The sequence below is a fragment of the Cereibacter johrii genome (assembly GCF_001720585.1).
In the GTDB taxonomy this organism is placed as follows: Bacteria; Pseudomonadota; Alphaproteobacteria; order Rhodobacterales; family Rhodobacteraceae; genus Cereibacter_A; species Cereibacter_A johrii.
The window spans coordinates 1-17,213 of the sequence record NZ_MABH01000030.1 but is presented as its reverse complement, the minus strand read 5'-3'; the positions used below and the strand labels follow the sequence as shown (position 1 = coordinate 17,213).

15 protein-coding genes are annotated in these 17,213 nt (G+C 70.7%); 2 read left to right on the top strand and 13 right to left on the bottom strand.

Annotated elements, in window-relative coordinates:
* Positions 1-1,251 (top strand): NAD(P)/FAD-dependent oxidoreductase (locus A9O63_RS01525; protein ID WP_069330343.1); only part of this gene is annotated, 1,251 nt, incomplete at its 5' end.
* Between the two features lie 15 nt (positions 1,252-1,266).
* Here the strand turns inward: A9O63_RS01525 and A9O63_RS01520 are convergent.
* The 12 genes from A9O63_RS01520 to A9O63_RS01465 form a co-directional block, all read right to left on the bottom strand.
* Positions 1,267-2,004 carry an SDR family NAD(P)-dependent oxidoreductase gene (locus tag A9O63_RS01520; protein WP_069330342.1) on the bottom strand — a complete coding sequence of 246 codons (738 nt, stop codon included), beginning with the start codon at positions 2,002-2,004 and terminating at the stop codon, positions 1,267-1,269.
* Positions 2,001-2,735, bottom strand: coding sequence for an SDR family NAD(P)-dependent oxidoreductase (locus A9O63_RS01515; RefSeq protein ID WP_069330341.1), 735 nt, complete (start codon positions 2,733-2,735; stop codon positions 2,001-2,003). Before A9O63_RS01515 ends, A9O63_RS01520 begins: the two co-directional genes overlap by 4 nt.
* Positions 2,736-2,743: 8 nt before the next feature.
* Complete coding sequence (locus A9O63_RS01510) at positions 2,744-3,850, bottom strand: mandelate racemase/muconate lactonizing enzyme family protein (RefSeq protein WP_069330340.1); 1,107 nt, start codon at positions 3,848-3,850, stop codon at positions 2,744-2,746.
* A gap of 54 nt (positions 3,851-3,904) precedes the next feature.
* Complete coding sequence (locus A9O63_RS01505; RefSeq protein ID WP_069330339.1) at positions 3,905-5,458, bottom strand: trimethylamine methyltransferase family protein; 1,554 nt, start codon at positions 5,456-5,458, stop codon at positions 3,905-3,907.
* Positions 5,459-5,557: 99 nt separating this feature from the next.
* The gene (gene pta, locus A9O63_RS01500; RefSeq protein WP_069330338.1) at positions 5,558-6,556 is read right to left on the bottom strand and encodes a phosphate acetyltransferase; all 999 of its coding nucleotides are present in this window, start codon (positions 6,554-6,556) and stop codon (positions 5,558-5,560) included.
* A gap of 10 nt (positions 6,557-6,566) precedes the next feature.
* Positions 6,567-7,586, bottom strand: a complete 1,020-nt coding sequence (locus tag A9O63_RS01495; RefSeq protein ID WP_084295510.1) for a YeiH family protein — start codon at positions 7,584-7,586, stop codon at positions 6,567-6,569.
* 201 nt (positions 7,587-7,787) lie between these two features.
* A complete protein-coding gene (gene xsc, locus A9O63_RS01490) occupies positions 7,788-9,569 on the bottom strand; it encodes a sulfoacetaldehyde acetyltransferase (RefSeq protein WP_069330337.1) in 1,782 nt (593 codons plus the stop codon).
* A 12-nt stretch (positions 9,570-9,581) separates the two neighbouring features.
* Positions 9,582-10,970 carry an NAD(P)/FAD-dependent oxidoreductase gene (locus A9O63_RS01485; protein ID WP_069330336.1) on the bottom strand — a complete coding sequence of 463 codons (1,389 nt, stop codon included), beginning with the start codon at positions 10,968-10,970 and terminating at the stop codon, positions 9,582-9,584.
* A gap of 6 nt (positions 10,971-10,976) precedes the next feature.
* Positions 10,977-11,372: a nuclear transport factor 2 family protein gene (locus A9O63_RS01480; protein WP_069330335.1), complete on the bottom strand. Its 396-nt coding sequence runs from the start codon at positions 11,370-11,372 to the stop codon at positions 10,977-10,979.
* A 17-nt stretch (positions 11,373-11,389) separates the two neighbouring features.
* On the bottom strand, positions 11,390-12,730 hold the full coding sequence (locus A9O63_RS01475; protein ID WP_069330334.1) for a TRAP transporter large permease: 1,341 nt from the start codon (positions 12,728-12,730) through the stop codon (positions 11,390-11,392).
* Positions 12,730-13,290, bottom strand: coding sequence for a TRAP transporter small permease (locus A9O63_RS01470; protein WP_069330333.1), 561 nt, complete (start codon positions 13,288-13,290; stop codon positions 12,730-12,732). Before A9O63_RS01470 ends, A9O63_RS01475 begins: the two co-directional genes overlap by 1 nt.
* A gap of 52 nt (positions 13,291-13,342) precedes the next feature.
* A complete protein-coding gene (locus A9O63_RS01465; RefSeq protein WP_069330332.1) occupies positions 13,343-14,344 on the bottom strand; it encodes a TRAP transporter substrate-binding protein in 1,002 nt (333 codons plus the stop codon).
* A gap of 111 nt (positions 14,345-14,455) precedes the next feature.
* Here A9O63_RS01465 and pdxR point away from each other — a divergent pair, with 111 nt between their 5' ends.
* Positions 14,456-15,925: a MocR-like pyridoxine biosynthesis transcription factor PdxR gene (pdxR, locus tag A9O63_RS01460; RefSeq protein WP_069330331.1), complete on the top strand. Its 1,470-nt coding sequence runs from the start codon at positions 14,456-14,458 to the stop codon at positions 15,923-15,925.
* Positions 15,926-15,994: 69 nt separating this feature from the next.
* Here pdxR and A9O63_RS01455 read toward each other — a convergent pair whose 3' ends face one another.
* Positions 15,995-16,930: a GGDEF domain-containing protein gene (locus A9O63_RS01455; RefSeq protein ID WP_069330330.1), complete on the bottom strand. Its 936-nt coding sequence runs from the start codon at positions 16,928-16,930 to the stop codon at positions 15,995-15,997.
* Between the last annotated feature and the right edge of the window lie 283 nt (positions 16,931-17,213).

Here is a 17,213-nt window from a genome sequence, read left to right as displayed (position 1 = left end):
CTCGATGGCGACGGCACGGCGGACGTGGCGGTGGTGGGGGCGGGCTTCGCCGGGCTTTCGGCCGCGCGTCGGCTGCTGCAGCTCGATCCCCGCGTCCGGGTCGTGGTGCTCGAGGCGGGCCGCATCGCCGAAGGGGCCTCGGGGCGCAACTCGGGCTTCATGATCGACCTGCCGCACGACATCGCCTCCGACGACTATACCGGCCACGGCAGCGACGCGGCCATGATCGGGCTGAACCGGCAGGCCATCGCCTTCGCGCGGCAGGCGGTCGAGGACCATGCCATTCCGGCCGCCTTCTTCGACCCCTGCGGCAAGGTCAATGGCGCGGCCAGTCCCGCGGCCGACCGGCTGAACGCGGCCTATGCCCGCCATCTGGCCACGCTGGGCGAGCCGAGCGAGCGGCTCGATGCGCAGGCCATGGCCGAGCTCACCGGCTCGCGCCATTACCTCTCGGGGCTCTTCACGCCGGGCACCGTGATGCTGCAGCCTGCGGGCTACATCCGCGCTCTGGCCCAAGGGCTGCGGGCGGCGGGCGTGCGCATCGCCGAGACGAGCCCCGTCCTCCGGCTTTCGCGGCAGGGCGCGGGCTGGCAGCTTGTCACGCCCCACGGCCGGATCGCCGCGGGCAAGGTGATCCTCGCCAACAACGGCCAGATCGAGAGCTTCGGCTTCGGCCGCGGCCGGCTCATGCATCTCTTCCTCTATGCCTCGATGACCGCCGATCTCGGCCCCGAGGCGCTCGGCGCGCTCGGCGGCGCGCCGCGCTGGGGCATCACGCCCTCGGACCCGATGGGCACCACCATGCGCCGGATCGACGGGCCGCAGGGCGGCAACCGCCTCGTCACGCGCACCTGCGCCACCTTCGAGCCCGGCATGGAGGCCAGCGAAGCCGCGCTCCGGCGCACCGCGGCCGTCCATCGCCGCAAGTTCGCCGAACGCTTCCCGGCCCTCGGGGCCGTGCGGATGGAATTCAGCTGGGCCGGCCATCTCTGCCTCAGCCGCAATGGCGTGGCGATGATGCGCGAGCTCGAGCCCGGGCTCTTTGCGGCCTGCGTGCAGAACGGCCTCGGCACCACGCGCGGCACCCTGACGGGGATCGGCGCGGCCGAACTGGCCTCGGGCGTCGAAAGCCAGATCACGCGCCATTTCACCGCCGAGGCGGATCCCACGCCCCTGCCGCCCGAACCGCTGGCAACCCTCGGGGCCTCGGCCTATCTGCGCTGGAAGGAATGGCGCGCTTCGGCCGAATAGGCCCGCCGCTCCAGCCTAGAGCGGCAGGCTCAGCTTGGACATCCGTCCGCCGTCGACGGTCCAGACCTGCCCGGTGACGAAGGCCGCCTCCTCCGAGGCGAGCCAGGCCACCAGCGCCGCGACCTCCTCGGGCCGGCCGGTCCGGCCCACGGGATGGATGCGGCCGATCTCGCGCCGGAAGGCCCCCGGGTCGGGCATCGCTTCCACGAAGGCCTCGTTCAGCTCGGTCTCGATCCAGCCCGGCGCGACCGCGTTGCAGCGGATGCCCTCGGCGCCATGATCGACGGCCACCGCCCGCGTCAACCCGTGCAGCCCCGCCTTCGAGGCGCAATAGGCGGCATGGCGCGGGTTCGCCCCCAGCCCCTCGATCGAGCCCACATTGACGATGGCGCCCCGCACGGCCCGCAGATGCGGCAGCGCCGCCCGGATCGCGAGGAACGGCGCGGTCAGGTTCACGCGGATCGTGCGCTCCCAGTCGGCCAGCGCCATCTCCTCGACCCACGCCTCCTGCATCACGCCCGCATTGTTCACCAGGACGTCGAGCCGCCCCGCCCGATCGACCACCTCGGCCACCGCGCGGGCGGGCGCGCCCGCATCGGCGAAGTCGGCCGCGATGGCCTCGAACCCGCCGTCCGCGCCGCGCTGCGCCGTGAAGACCCGCGCCCCTTCCGAGGCAAGGCGCCGGGCGATCGCCTGCCCGATGCCGCGGCCCCCGCCGGTGACGAGCGCGACCCGCCCCCCGAACCGGCTCATGCGACGGCCTTTCCGCCATTGACCTCGACGAGGGAGCCGCAGAGGTAGCGCGCGGCATCCGAGGCGAGGAACAGCACCACGTCGGCGATGTCCTCGGGTTCGGCGATGCGGCCCAGAGGCACGGTGCGGCCCAGCTCCGCCACCGCCCGATCCGGGTCGAAGCCGCGCAGCGCAAAGCCCGTGCGCAGCATCGGCGTGTTCACCTCGTTCGGGCAGACCGCGTTGATGCGGATGCCCTGGTGGGCATGGTCCATCCCCATGCATTGCGTGAGCGAGGCGAGCGCGGCCTTGGTCAGGCAGTAGAGCGCGTGGCCCGGCCCCGGCCGCAGCCCCCAGCAGGAGGCCACATTGACGATGGCGCCGCCGCCCGCCTCCGCCATCAGCGGGATCGCCGCGCGGCAGATGCGGAACGGCGCCTCGACATTCACGCCGAGCGAGAGGGCCCAGTCGGCATCCGTCGTCTCGGTGATCTTGCCGCGGGTGATGACGCCCGCATTGTTCACCACGATGTCGAGCCGGCCGAGCCCCGTCGCCACCGCGCCCGGCAGCCCGTCCGCATAGCCCGCCTCGCGCAGGTCGCCCGGCAGATGCAGGTCGGCCGCGATCCCCGCCAGCTCGCGGTCGGCCACCGCCACGCGCGCGCCTCCCGCGCGGAGCGCCGTCACCACCGCGCCCCCGATGCCGCCCGCGGCGCCCGTCACCAGCGCCACCTTCCCCTCGAATCCGTGCATCGCTCCTCCTACCCGAAAGACGCCACCGGCGCGCCGAACAGGCTCTCGTCCGGCGCGATCCCGAGGCCCGGCCCCTCGGGCAGGCGGATGTGGCCGCCCTCGATCCGCAGGCCGTTCTCCGGGTCGAAATGGCCCTCGATATAGGGCTGGGCGAGCCAGACCCCCTCCATCAGCCGCGGCTGGACGGTGGCGCCGATATGGGCGCAGGCGGCCGCGATGATGTCGCCGCCCCAGGCGTCGTCGCAGGTGTGGGGCATCGAGCGGACCTCGCAGATGTCGCGGAAGACGGCCATCGGGCGCAGGCCGCCGATCCGCGTGACCTTCATGCCGAAACCGTCGCAGACCCCCTGCCCCACCGCGCGCAGCACGGTCGCCACATCCTCGGCCGTCTCATCGAGATAGACCGCATGGTGCAGCTGGCCGCGGATCGCGGCGATCTCCTCGATGCTGTTGCAGGGCTGTTCGAGGATGAAGGGGATGTCTGGGCACTCCCGGCTCAGGCGCAACGTGTCGCGGGTGGTGAGGCCGCGGTTGCCGTCCACCGCCAGCCGCATCCGGCTGCCCACCCGCTCCCAGACCTTGCGGATCACCTCGATGTCGATCTCGACCGGGCGGCCGCCGATCTTGACCTGCATCCGCGGATAGCCCTCGGCCGCGCGCTCGGCCGCAATGCGGGCGATCTCGTCGGGCTCGCCCACGCCCGAGGCATAGTAGGAGGGCACCCGGTCCGTCACGGCGCCGCCCAGAAGATCGGCCACCCGCACGCCCCAGGCCTTGCCCATCAGGTCGTGCGCCGCGATGTCAATGGCGGCCTTGGCGTAGCGGTGCCCGTTCAGGAGCCCGTCCATCCGCCGGTGCAGGCGCAGGGGCTGGAGCGGATCGGCCCCGATCAGGCCCGGCGCCATCTCGGCCAGAGCGGCCCGGGCGCCGGCCGCGTGCTGCGGCTGGTAGACGGGCCCGACGGGGCAGGTCTCGCCCCAGCCGATCAGACCGCTGTCCGTCACGAGCTTCACCAATGTCGTGTCGAGCGACCAGACTTCGGTGCTGGCCATGCGGTAGGGGCCGTCGCGCACCGGCAGCGGATGGGCGTAGATGTGCAGTTCGGTGATCTTCATGCAGAGCGTCTCGCGAGGGAAAAAGGGCCGCCGGATCGGCGGCCAGTGGGGAGATCAGTGGTCGGTGTTCAGGGCGTCCTCGGCGGGGATCTCCGCCTCGCGCCGCGCGATATAGTCCCGCAGCGCCTCGTCGATGCCGGGGTCGAGCTTCGGCTCCTCATAGTCCGCAAGCAGCTTGCGCGCATGGGCCAGCGCGCGCCCGGTGATCTCGACCGCGCCCTCGGCCTGCCATTGCTCGATCGAATTGTTATCGAAGAGCTTCGGCATGAAGAAGGCGCGTTCGAAATTCTCCAGCGTGTGCGGGTGGCCGAGGTAATGGCCCCCCGGCCCCACGTCGCGCACCGCGGCGAGGCCCGCCTCGAAATCGTCCCAGCGGATCCCCTCGGCCATGCGGTAGCCCATGGCGCACATCTCGGCATCCACCACGAACTTGGCCACCGAGCAGTGCATCCCGGCCTCGTTCCAGCCCGCCGAATGCCAGATGTAATGGGCGCCCGCGTGCAGCACCGCATTCATCGTCATGGCGCTCTCGTAACCCGCCTGCGCGTCGAAGGTCTTGGCCCCGCCCAGGAGGTTCGAGGTCCGCCACGGCACGTTGTAGAACCGCGCCATCTGGCCGATCATGAAGTTCATGAGGCTGATCTCGGGCGTCCCCGCCATCGGCGCGCCGGACTTCATCGAGACGGTCGAGAGATAATGGCCGTAGATCGCGGGGCAGCCCTTGCGGATCACCTGCGTGTAGGCGAGCGCCGACAGAGCCTCGGCATTGAGCTGCGCCACGGCGGGCGCGACCGAGGCGGGCGTGTTCGCCCCGCCCAGCACGAAGGGCGAGCAGAGCACCGGCTGGTTCCGGCGGCAGAAGGCGCGCATCGCCGACAGCATGGTCTCGTCCCAGACGAGCGGCGAATTGCCGTTGCAGTTGCCGGTGGTGACGGGCGTCTCCTCCATCACGTCGCGCCCGAACAGGATCTCGCACATCTGCATGACATCCTCGGCATTTTTGCCGCTGGTGGTCATGCCCATGAAGGTCTTGTCCGAATATTTCATCGAGGAATAGGTGATGTGCAGGTGGCGGTGGCTCACCTTCCTGTCCATCGGCTCGACGATATGGTGCGCGGTCGAATGCAGCGCGGGCGACATGTGCGCGAGCTTGTGGAACATGTTGAGGTCCGCGATCGTGGGCCAGCGGCGCACGTCGTCCAGATCGCGCAGGAAGGGCGCGCCGGTCATCGGCACGAAGATCGAGTGCCTGCCGCCGAAGGGCAGGCTCCGCTCCGGGTTCCGCGCCCGGTAGGTCCAGCCCGCGGGAATGGTCGCGATCAGCGCCCGCACGAGGCCCCGGTCGAGATGCACCCGCTCGCCCCGCACGTCGGCGCCCACGCGCTTCCAGTCGGCCAGCGCCACCGGATCGCGGAAGACGACGCCCACCTCCTCGAGGATCGCCATCGAGGCCGCATCGATGCGCTCGACCTCCTCGGGCGACATCGGCGCGCATTCGGGCAGGCCGCGCTTCAGCGAGGGCAGCATCGCCAGATCGGGCGCCGCCCGCAGCGCCCGGCGCGCGCCCCGCCCTCCGGCCCGCGCCTGTCTCACCGCAAGATCGCCCATGCCTCGCCTCCTCCTCGGCCACCCGCCGAGTAGGGGACGAAACGCCCGCCCTCACAGTCGAGGATTCGAAGCGATCCGCATCAAAAACGACGCGCCTGCCTAGCGCGCCGCGGCCAGCCCCTCGGGCGTGGCGGCGGGGTCCGGGGCCGCCTGCACCGCGGTGATGGCCGCGGCATGGACGATGTCCTCGACCGTGCAGCCGCGCGACAGGTCGTTCGCCGGCCGCGCGAGCCCCTGCAGGATCGGGCCCACCGCGCCGAGCCCGCCCAGACGCTGCGCGATCTTGTAGCCGATGTTGCCCGAGGCGAGGTCGGGGAAGATGAAGACGTTGGGCCGGCCCGTGAGCCGGCTGCCCGGCGCCTTGCGCGCGCGGATCGCATCGTCGAGCGCCGCGTCGAACTGGATCTCGCCATCCACCTCCAGCGCCGGCTCGGCCGCACGGATCAGGCGCAGCGCCTCGCGGATCTTGCCGAGGCTCGGATGGTCGGCCGACCCGGCGGTCGAGAAGGACAGAAGCGCCACGCGCGGCTCCTCGCCCAGAAGCGTCCGGCAGCTCTCGGCCGAGGCGCGGGCGATGGCGGCGAGCCCCTCCGCGTCGGGATCGACCACCAGTCCGCAGTCGGCGAAGATCATGCCGCCCCGGATGGGCGCCCCGCCCTCGCAGGCGAGCATGAGAAAGAAGCTCGAGACGAGCGGCGCGCCCTCGGCCCGGCCGATGATCTGGAGCGCGGCCCGCACCGTGTCGGCGGTGGTGGCCACCGCCCCCGCCACCGTCCCGTCGGCAAGCCCCATCCGCACCCGCATCGCGGCCTGCCGGATCGGGTCGCGCATCTCGATCAGCGCCTGCGCGCCGGTCATGCCCTTTGCCGCCCGCATCCGGTGCCAGCGGTCGGCCAGCTCGGGCAGGTCCGGGGCCTCGGCCGGGCAGATCCGGGTCACGCCCGCGATCTCGGGCCCGTTCATCAGGCTCACGCGCGCGAGCCCCTCCTCGGTCAGGCGCCGCGCGGCCAGAGCCACGCGCGCATCCTCGCCCTCGGGCAGCAGGATGTGGCGCGGATGGGCACGGGCCGTGGCAAGGATGCGCTCGAGCGGCTTCATGGGGAAATCCTCAGCTCAGGAAATGCAGGCCGGCGACGACGAAGACGCCGAGGAAGATCGTTTCGGCCACGATCAGGCCGATGGCCACGCCGCCCACGTCGAGCATCCGCGCGAGCGAGGTCTTGATGCCGACGGCGGCGATGGCGATGAGCAGCGCCCAGCGGCTCAGCACGCCCGCCCAGTCGGCCAGAACCGGCGGCACGAGGCCCGCCGAATTGAGGGCCGCCAGCACGAGAAAGCCCAGCACGAACCCGGGCAGGAGCGGCGGGCGCTTGCCGCCCTCGCGCTCGGCGAGCCCCCGGGCCCGGATCACGAGCGAGAAGCAGAGCACCACGGGCGCCAGCATCGACACGCGGATGAGCTTGACGAGCGTCGCCGTCTCGCCGGTCTCGGGGCCGATGGAGAAGCCCGCCCCCACCACCTGCGCCACATCGTGGATCGTGCCGCCGAGGAAGACGCCGCTGTCGCGCGGCGTGAAGGCGAAGAGGCCGGAAAGCATCGGATAAAGCACCATCGCCACGGTCGAGAGCACCGTGACCGACAGGACCGTGAAGGCCAGATCCCGCTCGGAGCGGGGATGGCGCGGCAGCACCGCGGCGATCGCCATGGCGGCCGAGGCGCCGCAGATCGCGACCGACCCGCCGGTGAGCAGCGCAAAGCTCCAGTCGCGCCCCACGAGCCGGGCGGCGGCGAGGCCGAAGCCGATGGTCAGCACCACGCCCGCCACCACGAGCCCGATGGCCGCGGGCCCGAGGCCCGCCAGCATCTCGACCGAGATCCGCGCCCCCAGAAGCGCCACGCCGAGGCGCAGCACGGTGCGGGCGGTGAAGGCCACGCCCGGGGCGGTGCGGGTGCCCTCCTCGGACAGGAAGTTCAGCGCGAGGCCCAAAAGCAGCGCCATGAGCATCGCCGGCGCCCCGTAATGTTCCGACAGGAACTGCGCCGTCGCCGCCACCAGCGCCGAGACGGCGACGCCCGGAAAGGCTTCCGCAATCGTCCGGCGCGTCGCGCCGAGGGTCAGGGTCATCATGTCATTCCAGAAACGCGGGGCCCCGAAGGCCGGGGCCGGAGAAGCCTGCCCGGCAGGCAGCGCCGGACAGTCGGGCGACGGCCCCGCGCCCGGAAAGGCGGGGCCGGGAAAGCAGGCCGGAGAGGCCTGCCCGGCGGCAGCGCCGGACAGCCGTCGCCGGGGTCGCATAGGGGCCGGACCGGGCCGGCCCCCGGGAAGGGCTCAGGCCGCGCCCTTCTGCGGGCGCATGTCGGCCGGGTCGATCCCCGCCACCACCACGGGCTTCTTCATCGCATCGCGGCGGAAGGGCTCGCCCAGCTCCTGGTTGAGCAGCACCTCGATGAAGGTGGTCTCGCGCGCCTTCATCTGCCGCTCGACCGCCTCGTGCAAGGCCGCCGTCAGCTCGGACTGGCTGCGCACCTGCACCCCATGCGCGCCGCAGGCCCGGGCGATGGCCGCATAGCTCGTGTCGCGGTCGAGCTCGGTGCCCACGAAGTTGTTGTCGTACCAGAGGGTCGTGTTCCGCTTTTCCGCGCCCCACTGGTAGTTGCGGAAGATCACCATGGTGATGGCGGGCCAGTCCTCGCGGCCGCAGGCGGTCATCTCGTTCATCGAGATGCCGAAGGCGCCGTCGCCCGCGAAGCCGATGACCGGCGTGCCGGGATTGCCGATCTTGGCGCCGAGGATCGCCGGGAAGCCGTAGCCGCAGGGGCCGAAGAGGCCCGGCGCCAGATATTTCCGCCCGGCCTCGAAGCTCGGATAGGCGTTGCCGATGGCGCAGTTGTTGCCGATGTCGGACGAGACGATGGCCTCGGCCGGCACCGCCTGCATGATCGCGCGCCAGGCCTGCCGCGGGCTCATCAGATCGGCATCGCGCGTGCGCGCGCCCGCGTTCCATTCGGTGCCCGGATCGTCCTCCTCGTGGTCGAGGCTCGACAGCTCCTGCGCCCACCGCGACTTGGTCTGCCCCACGAGATGCCGCCGCTCCTCGCGGCCCGCATCGCCCGCGCCCTCGCCCAGTTGGGCCAGGATCGCGCGCGCCACCTTGGCCGCATCGCCCTGAATGCCCACGGTGACCTTCTTCGTCAGACCGATCCGGTCGGCGTTGATGTCGACCTGAATGATCTTGGCCTCGCGCGGCCAGTAGTCGATGCCGTAGCCCGGCAGCGTCGAGAAGGGATTGAGCCGCGTGCCGAGCGCCAGCACCACGTCGGCCTTGGCGATCAGCTCCATCGCGGCCTTCGAGCCGTTGTAGCCCAGAGGGCCCACGGCGAGCGGATGGCTGCCGGGGAAGCTGTCGTTGTGCTGGTAGTTCGAGGCCACCGGCGCGTCGAGCCGCTCGGCCAGCCGCGCGAGATCCGGGATCGCGCCCGAGAGCACCACGCCCGCCCCCGACAGGATCACCGGGAAGCGCGCCCCCGACAGAAGCCGCGCCGCCTCGGCCACCGCCTCCTCGCCGCCCGCGGGCCGCTCGAAGGCCACGATCTGCGGCAGCTCGACATCGATGACCTGGGTCCACATGTCCCGGGGAATGTTGATCTGCGCCGGCGCGCTGTTGCGCCAGGCCTGCAGGATCACCCGGTTCAGCACCTCGGGGATGCGCGAGGGGTCGCGGACCTCCTCCTGATAGCAGACGCAATCGGCAAAGAGCCGCATCTGCTCCATCTCCTGGAAGCCGCCCTGCCCGATGGTCTTGTTGGCCGCCTGCGGCGTCACCAGCAGCAGCGGCGTATGGTTCCAGTAGGCGGTCTTGACCGGCGTCACGAAGCCGGTGACGCCGGGGCCGTTCTGGGCGATGGCCATCGACATCTTGCCCGTCGAGCGGGTGAAGCCATCGGCCATCAGGCCCGCGTTCGTCTCGTGGGCGCAATCCCAGAAGGTGATCCCGGCCTTCGGGAACAGATCCGACACCGGCATCATGGCCGAGCCGATGATCCCGAACGCATGTTCGATGCCGTGCATCTGCAGGACCTTCACGAAGGCCTCTTCGGTGGTCATTCTCATGGCGTTGGCTCCTTATCCGCGCTCGTCGCGATAGTGATAGAGGTGATAGAGACCCCACTGGCCGAGGCGCCGGAACGGCGTCTTCCAGCCCTCGTGGGGCAGTTCGGTCTGAAAGATCGGCAGGCGCGGCACGGCCTCGCCCGCCACCAGCTGCGCGAGCCGCCGCCCGGCCATGGCGGAATACATCACGCCGTTGCCGCCGTAGCCGAGCGCGTAGAACATGCCCGGCACGTCCGGCACGGCGGTGATGCGGGGCATCATGTCGTGGCTCACATCGACCCAGCCCCACCAGCTGTAGTCGAGCTCGACGCCGCGGAGCGCCGGGAACTTGCGGCCGATCGCGGCGCGCAGCGCATCGAGATGCGCGGGGTTGGCCGCGTCGCGGCCCGTGATCGCCGCGCGCGAGCCGATCTGAAGCCGGTTGTCGGGCAGCAGCCGGTAATAATGGCGCAGCGTGCGGGTGTCGGTCAGGGGCGAGCCCGTGCGGATGCCCACGGCATCGAGCTCGGCCGGGGTGAGCACCCGCGTGACCACGCTGTTCGACAGGATCGGCATCACCCGGTCGCGCAGCCGCCCGTGCAGGGACCGCGTGGCATAGGCGGCTGTGGCCACCGCCACGCGCCGGGCGCGCACCGTGCCGCCGGGCGTGCGCAGGTGATGCACGCCCCCCTTCAGCTCCCAGCCCTGCACCGGGCTGTCGGGATGGACCGTGGCGCCCTGCCCGCGCGCGGCGTTGAGATAGCCGAAGGCGAGCTTGGCCGCATGGATCGCCACCCCGTCGGCCTCCCACATGGCGCCGTGGGCCTCCTCGTCGCGCACGGCGGTGCGGAACAGCTCCTCGCGCGAGAGCATCCGCGCGTCGTAGCCGAAGCGCTCGCGCAGGAGCGCCGCCTCCTTCTCCAGCGCGGGCAGCACGCCCTCCTTGTGGGCGATGTAGTAATGGCCGCCGTCCTGCGGCTCGCAGTCGATGGCGGGATCGCGCAGGAGGCCGCGGAACAGGGCGAAGGCCTCGACCATCTCGCCATGCATCCCGCGCGCCACATCGAGGCCCCAGCGCTCGATCCACTGGCTGCGCTTGAGCCGGCCCGCGCTGATCTGGGCCTGGCCGCCGTTGCGGGTCGAGCAGCCGTAGGCCACGCCGTTGGCCTCCAGCACCGTGGCGCGGATCCCGTGCTCGCGCGCCAGATGGAGCGCGGTCGAAAGGCCCGTGTAGCCCGAGCCGATCACCACCACATCCACATCCATGTCCCGCGTCACCGGACCGTCATCGGCGGGGGCGGGCCCGGCCGTGCCGATCCAGTAGGTCGGCGCATAGGCGCTGCCGGGGCCGAGGCTGCGCGCCGTCATCGGATCGTAGAGGGGATCGAACGGCACCGGCCGGTGTCTGTCGAGGGCGTTCATGGCGGATCACCGGGCGGGAAGGAACGGGCGCTGCTTGCGGAGCGCCTGCTTCTCGACGATCCGGCCGTTTTCGATGCGGAAGAGGTCCGCGCCCTCCACCTCGATCCGCGTGCCGTCGGGGTTGGTGGCGCGGAAGGTCCACTGGCTCACGCCGCGGGTGCCGTCCTCGGACAGGAAGTGGCTGTGGTCGGCCCATTGCACGTCCGGCATCGCGGTCCAGACCCCGGTGAAGGCGCGGGCGATGGCCTCGCGGCCCTCGATCCGGGTGCCGTGCTCGGCCTCGCCCGCCACCGTGTAGAACACGCAATCCTCGGCGAAGGGGGCCATGACGGCGTCGATGTCGTGGCGGTTGAAGGCGTCGAAGAGGGCCGCCAGGTCGCTGGCGGTGAGAGGGGTCGACATGGAACGTCTCCTTGGAACTAGTAGCCCATCGCCCGGGGCAGCCAGAGGGCAAGCTCGGGGAAGCTGGCGATGATGAAGATTGCGGCGACCGAGGCGGCCGCGAAGGGCAGCGCGCGCAGGCTGATCCGCTCGATCGAGACGCCCGAGATGCCCGAGGCGATGAAGAGGTTCTCGCCGAGGGGCGGGGTCTGGAAGCCGACCGAGAGCGTGCAGATCATCACGATCCCGAAGTGGATCGGGTCGATGCCCACCATGTAGGCCACGGGCAGCATCACCGGCACGAGGATCATGATGGCAGCGAGCGTCTCCATGAACATGCCGACGATGAGCAGCATCCCGATCACCATGGCCCAGATCGCATGGATGTTGGTGGTGAGCCCCAGAACGCCGCCCGCGATCACGCCGGGGATGTTGTTCTCGACCAGCACCCGGCCGAAGATCGTGGCCGCGAAGAGGACGAGCAGCACGCGCCCCGCAAGCCAGGTGGTCGTGTCGAGCGCCTTGATGACCTCGGCCAGATCCAGCTCGCGGTAGATGAAGATCCCGACGAAGAGCGTGTAGAAGATCGCCACGATGGCGGCCTCGGTGGGGGTGAAGAAGCCCGAATAGATGCCGCCCAGGATCACGACCGGGGCGAGCAGCGCCCAGAAGCCCTGATAGCAGGCGCGGGCCACGTTGCGGGCCGAGAGCGGCGCGGCCGAGCCGCGGAAGCCCCGCATCCGGCAGCGGATGTAGTTCATGATGAGAAGCCCGCCCGCCATGATGACCCCCGGCACGAAGCCCGCGATGAAGAGCTTCGAGATCGAGACCGACTGGAAGGGACCATGCGCCGCGATGGCCTCGGGCGGCGGGGCGAGCCCCATGGCCGAGATGCCGAAGATCACCATCGGGATCGAGGGCGGGATGATGATCCCGAGCCCGCCCGCCGCCGCCGTGACCGAGGCCGCATAGCCCGGCCCGTAGCCCTGCCGCGACATGGCCGGGATCATCAGCATCCCCACCGCCGCCGTGGTGGCCGGCCCCGAGCCCGAGATCGCGCCGAAGAAAAGGCAGGCCATGATCGTGGCGGCCGAGAGGCCCCCCGTGAAGGGACCGGCGAGGCTTTCGGCCACCGCAATGAGCCGCCGCGAGAGGCCCGCGGCCTCCATCAGCGCCCCGGCGAGGATGAAGGAGGGCAGCGCCATCAGCGGGAAGGATCCCACCGAGGACCAGGCCATCTGCACCATCTTGATCGGGTTGTCGCCCATGTAGACCATGGCGGCCAGCGCCGAGACCCCGAGCGCCACGGTGATCGGCGCGCCGAGAAGCATGAGGGCGAAGAAGGCCCCGAACAGGACTTCGATCAAAAGGCCGTCCATCACTTGCGACCCCGCTCGTCGAAGTGGCGGATCTCGTCCTCCGCCAGTTCCATCATGTCCTCGACCTCGGCGCGGTCGGGGTCGCGCGGATCGACGCCTTGGACGAGCTTCATGTAATTGACCTGCAGGATGCGCAGCGTCATCAGCGCGAAGGCGATGGGCAGCACGAGATAGACGTAGCGCATCTGCCAGCCCAGCGTCTGCGCCTTCACGAAGGGTTTCAGCCGGTCGATGAACTGGACCGACTGCCAGATGAAGACGAGGTTGAATCCGATCCAGAACAGGTCGCCCACCGCCTCGACGAGGCGCGCCTTGGCGCGGGGCAGCGCGTTCAGATGGAACGACACCCGGTTGTGGGCCGCGATCCGGGCCGCATAGGCGGCACCGAAATAGGCGAACCACACGAACAGGATGACCGACAGTTCCTCGATCCAGGTGATCGAGAAGCCGAAGGCCTGCCGGGCGACGATCTGCACGAAGAGCAGCGTCACGAAGAGGGCGAGGATCACCCGGCAGACATGGCTTTCGAACCTGTCCAGGAACGACCAGACAGCAGGCATAAGAGGCCTCCGACAGAGGGCTGGAAGACGCGTCGCGCGGACGAAGGGGCGGTTACTGGACCGTGGGCCGGCCGAGCGAGGTCAGGACGCCGTTCAGCACCTCGATGCCGCCGATCTGGTCGGCGAACTTGGGCCAGACCTGGGTGGTCGCCAGCTCGATGAAGGCCTTCTCGCCGTCCGCAGGCGGCGTGATCTCCATGCCGCGCGCCACGAGCTCGTCGCGGATCCGGCTCTCCTGCTCGCGCAGGAAGGCCGACGAGGCCTGCGTCGCCGCCTCGCCCGCGGCGAGGATCTGCGCCTGCTTCTCCTCGCTCAGCCCCTCGAACAGGGCCTCGCTCACGATCAGCGGCTCGATCGAGAAGATGTAGCGCAGCTCGGTGACATATTTCTGCACCTCGTCGAACTTCATCGCATAGACGGTCATGTAGGGATTGTCCTGCCCGTCCACGACCTTCTGCTGAAGCGCCGCGAAGGTCTCTCCCCAGGCCATCGGCGTGGGGTTGATGCCCCAGCTCTTGTAGGTCTCGATCATGATCTCGTTCTTGGGAACGCGCACGATCAGCCCCTGCATGTCCTCGACCGAGGCCACGGGCTTCTTCGAATTGGTGAGCACCCGGAAGCCCGAATAGCCCCAGCCGATGATCCGCACGCCCGCATCCTCGATCGTCTTCTCGATCATCTGCCGGCCGACCTCGCCCTGCGTGAGCGTCTCGGCATCTTCCTGGCTCAGGATGACATAGGGCAGCGTCAGCGTGCCCACCGAGGGCGAGAAGGGCGTGATGTTGTTGATGGCGAGGATCGAGAAGTCGAGCGTGCCGGTGGCCGCGGCCGTCACCGTGTCCTGCTCGTCGCCGAGCTGGCCGTTCAGGAACAGCTTGCCCGTCATCTCGCCGCCCGACTCCTTCTCGAGCGCCGCGACAAAGGCCTTGCCGAGCGCCTCCTGCGTGCCGCCCGCGCCATCGCCCACGGCGATGCGGAACTCTTCGGCCCAGGCCGGCAGGGCGGCCAGCAGGGCCAGGGCGGTTCCGGCGAGGAAATTCTGGGCATGGGTCATGTGGGTCTCTTTCTCTCTGTTGGCGGCTCGCTCTTGTGGCGAATCCATGACGACATATTGCCGCAGGCGGTCCGCTCGGATATGTCCAGTTCAAAGCGAATGTAGGTCCAGATGCAGAGCCGGATCCCGATCGAGGCGATCTTCCTGCGCGACGACGCGCCGACGCTGCAGGGCCGTCTGGCGGCGGCGGTGGTGCGCGCCATCCTCGAATCCCGTGCCCGCCCCGGCGCGCGCCTGCCCTCGAGCCGCCGCCTCGCCCAGGGGCTCGGGGTGTCGCGGATGACGGTGACGCTCGTCTATCAGGATCTCATCAGCCAGGGCTATCTCGAGGCCCTGCCCCGCTCCGGCATCGCGGTCGCGGCCACCGTCCCCCATCGCCGGATGGAGCCGGTGGCCGGCGCCCGCGCGCGGGCCGGGCTCGTGCGCTGGGACGACTGGTGGGCCGAGCACGACCAGCCGCGCCGCGTGATCCGCAAGCCCTCGAACTGGCGCGCCTTCCGCTATCCGTTCATCTTCGGGCAGGTCGATCCCGCCCTCTTCGACCATCACGCCTGGCGCGACTGCGCGCGCCGCGCCCTCGGCACCCGCGACTTCTCGGAGCTCTCGGCCGACCGCTACGGCGCAGACGATCCGCTGCTCGTCGATTACATCTGCTCGAACACCCTGCCCCGCCGCGGCTTTCAGGCCGAGCCGGACGAGGTTCTGGTCACGCTCGGCGCGCAGAACGCGCTTTATCTCGCGGTCGAGCTTCTGGCCCGGATCGACCGGCTCGCCGTGACCGAGGAGCCGGGCTATCCCGATTTCGCCGAGACGCTGCGCCGCGCCAGCAGCCCGATCCACTTCCTGCCGGTCGATGCGATGGGCCTCGATCCGGCGCGGCTGCCCGAGGCCACGCGCCTCGTGATCGCCACGCCGAGCCACCATATCCCCACCGGCGCCACCATGCCGCTGGCCCGCCGGCAAGAGCTTCTGCGCCGCGCGGAAGAGCTCGACGCGCTCATCATCGAGGACGATTACGATTTCGAGATGTCCTATCTCGCGCCGCCCGCTCCGGCGCTGAAGTCGCTCGATGGCTCGGGACGGGTGATCTATATCGGCAGCTTCTCGAAGTCGCTCTTTCCGGGCCTGCGCATCGGCTACATGGTGGCCCCTGCCCCCTTCATCGCGCGGGCGCGGGCGCTGCGCGCCATGATCCTGCGCCATCCGCCGAGCCACCTCCAGCGCATCACCGCCTATTTCCTCGCGCTCGGCCATTACGACGCCCATATCGTGCGGCTGCGCCAGACGCTGAAGGCCCGCCGCCGCGTGCTCGAGGAGGCGCTGGCGGCCTCGAGCCTCCGGATCGAGGGGGCGGCGGTGCAGGGCGGCTCCAGCGTCTGGGTCAGCGCCGCGGGCACCGACAGCGAGGCGCTCGCCGCGCGGCTCCATGCCGACAGCGTGCTGATCGAGCCGGGCTCGGTCTTCTTCGAGACGCCGCCCGCGCGCTGCCCGGTCTTCCGGCTGGGCTACGCCTCGATCGCGGCCGAACGGATCCCCGAGGGGATCGCCCTGATCGACCGCGCCGCCCGCGAGCGCGCCTGATCCCGCGCAGGGCTCCGCCCGCAAGCGGCGCCGGTCGCCTTGTCCGCCCGCCCCCGGCGGTCCCTCGCCTCAGACCTCCATCCGCACGCAGGCGCGTCCGTCGGCCTTGGCGCGGTAGAGCAGCCGGTCGGCGCGGCGGATCGCGTGATGCACGTCCTTGTCGCGCCGCATCGCGACGAGCCCCGCCGAGAAGGTGCAGCGCAGCGCGGGCTGATCGCGCGAGACCACCGCCGAGGCCAGCGCCTGCTGCAACCGTTCGAGCCGCGCCCGCGCCGTGTCCATCGGACAGTTCGGCATGAAGAGCACGAATTCCTCGCCGCCGAACCGGCCGAAGAGGTCGACGGCGCGGATGCTGGCCGTCGTGATGCGGCAGAAGGAGACCAGCACCGCATCGCCGACCGTATGGCCGTAGAGGTCGTTCACCTGCTTGAACCGGTCGAGGTCCATCACCGCCAGCGCATGGGTGCCGAAGGTGCCGTGGCGGGGCTGCTGGTCGAGCCAGCGTTCCAGACGATCCATCACGAAGCGCCGGTTCGGCACCCCGGTCAGCGGATCGGTCCAGGAGGCCCGCTGCGCCGCATCCCGCTCGCTGCGCAGCGCAAGGCTCTCCGAGCGCAGCCGCGTCACATCGGTCGCATGGACGAGCATCCGCCCGTCCGGCGCCACCGTCTCGGTGATCCAGAGCCAGCGCCCGTCGTGGAGCGCCGCCTCGTAGGCGCGGAAGGCCACCTGGCCGCGACTCGCGGCCGCGGCCGCGAGCCAGCCCTCGAAATCCTCGGCGGCGATCAGCGCGCCCTGCCGCATCGCGTGGTTCCGCCGCATGATCTGGCGCCACGAGGGCGCCTCGGCCGGGTCGCAGTCGAAGGTCTCGCAATAGGCCGGATTGGCGGCGCAAAGCCGGTCGTCGGCATCGAAGACCGCGACCAGATCCTGCGACAGCCAGAGCAGATCCTGCGCGTCGGGCCCGAAGTCGATGGCCTCCGCCCCTCGTGTCGCCTCGCTCATCCGCCTCTTCCCCTCGATCCTTCGCCGCGGGCGGCCCTCGGGCCGCGCGGCCCCGGATCGTCCCTGACCTGCCGCGCCGGGTCGCCGGCCCCCTCCGGCGCGACAGAGCCGGATCCGAAGGCCGCCGCCGCAGTAGCACGGCTCGCAGCACCCCAAAAGATGCTGCTTTCGCCCCAAGGAAACGCGCCACCCTGCCCTCGGATCGTTGCGGCGGCAGGGACTTGCCTCGACCTGCCCGCGGCCTCGCTCCCTCCGCCCCCGGGAGCCCCTGCCCCGGACCGGG

Excerpts from the sequence above, each read along its gene's own strand:
- A9O63_RS01520 (WP_069330342.1), bottom strand. The coding sequence starts at position 2,004 with ATGAGCCGGTTCGGGGGGCGGGTCGCGCTCGTCACCGGCGGGGGCCGC.
- A9O63_RS01515 (WP_069330341.1), bottom strand. The coding sequence starts at position 2,735 with ATGCACGGATTCGAGGGGAAGGTGGCGCTGGTGACGGGCGCCGCGGGC.
- A9O63_RS01510 (WP_069330340.1), bottom strand. The coding sequence starts at position 3,850 with ATGAAGATCACCGAACTGCACATCTACGCCCATCCGCTGCCGGTGCGC.
- A9O63_RS01505 (WP_069330339.1), bottom strand. The coding sequence starts at position 5,458 with ATGGGCGATCTTGCGGTGAGACAGGCGCGGGCCGGAGGGCGGGGCGCG.
- pta (WP_069330338.1), bottom strand. The coding sequence starts at position 6,556 with ATGAAGCCGCTCGAGCGCATCCTTGCCACGGCCCGTGCCCATCCGCGC.
- A9O63_RS01495 (WP_084295510.1), bottom strand. The coding sequence starts at position 7,586 with ATGATGACCCTGACCCTCGGCGCGACGCGCCGGACGATTGCGGAAGCC.
- xsc (WP_069330337.1), bottom strand. The coding sequence starts at position 9,569 with ATGAGAATGACCACCGAAGAGGCCTTCGTGAAGGTCCTGCAGATGCAC.
- A9O63_RS01485 (WP_069330336.1), bottom strand. The coding sequence starts at position 10,970 with ATGAACGCCCTCGACAGACACCGGCCGGTGCCGTTCGATCCCCTCTAC.
- A9O63_RS01480 (WP_069330335.1), bottom strand. The coding sequence starts at position 11,372 with ATGTCGACCCCTCTCACCGCCAGCGACCTGGCGGCCCTCTTCGACGCC.
- A9O63_RS01475 (WP_069330334.1), bottom strand. The coding sequence starts at position 12,730 with ATGGACGGCCTTTTGATCGAAGTCCTGTTCGGGGCCTTCTTCGCCCTC.
- A9O63_RS01470 (WP_069330333.1), bottom strand. The coding sequence starts at position 13,290 with ATGCCTGCTGTCTGGTCGTTCCTGGACAGGTTCGAAAGCCATGTCTGC.
- A9O63_RS01465 (WP_069330332.1), bottom strand. The coding sequence starts at position 14,344 with ATGACCCATGCCCAGAATTTCCTCGCCGGAACCGCCCTGGCCCTGCTG.
- pdxR (WP_069330331.1), top strand. The coding sequence starts at position 14,456 with ATGCAGAGCCGGATCCCGATCGAGGCGATCTTCCTGCGCGACGACGCG.
- A9O63_RS01455 (WP_069330330.1), bottom strand. The coding sequence starts at position 16,930 with ATGAGCGAGGCGACACGAGGGGCGGAGGCCATCGACTTCGGGCCCGAC.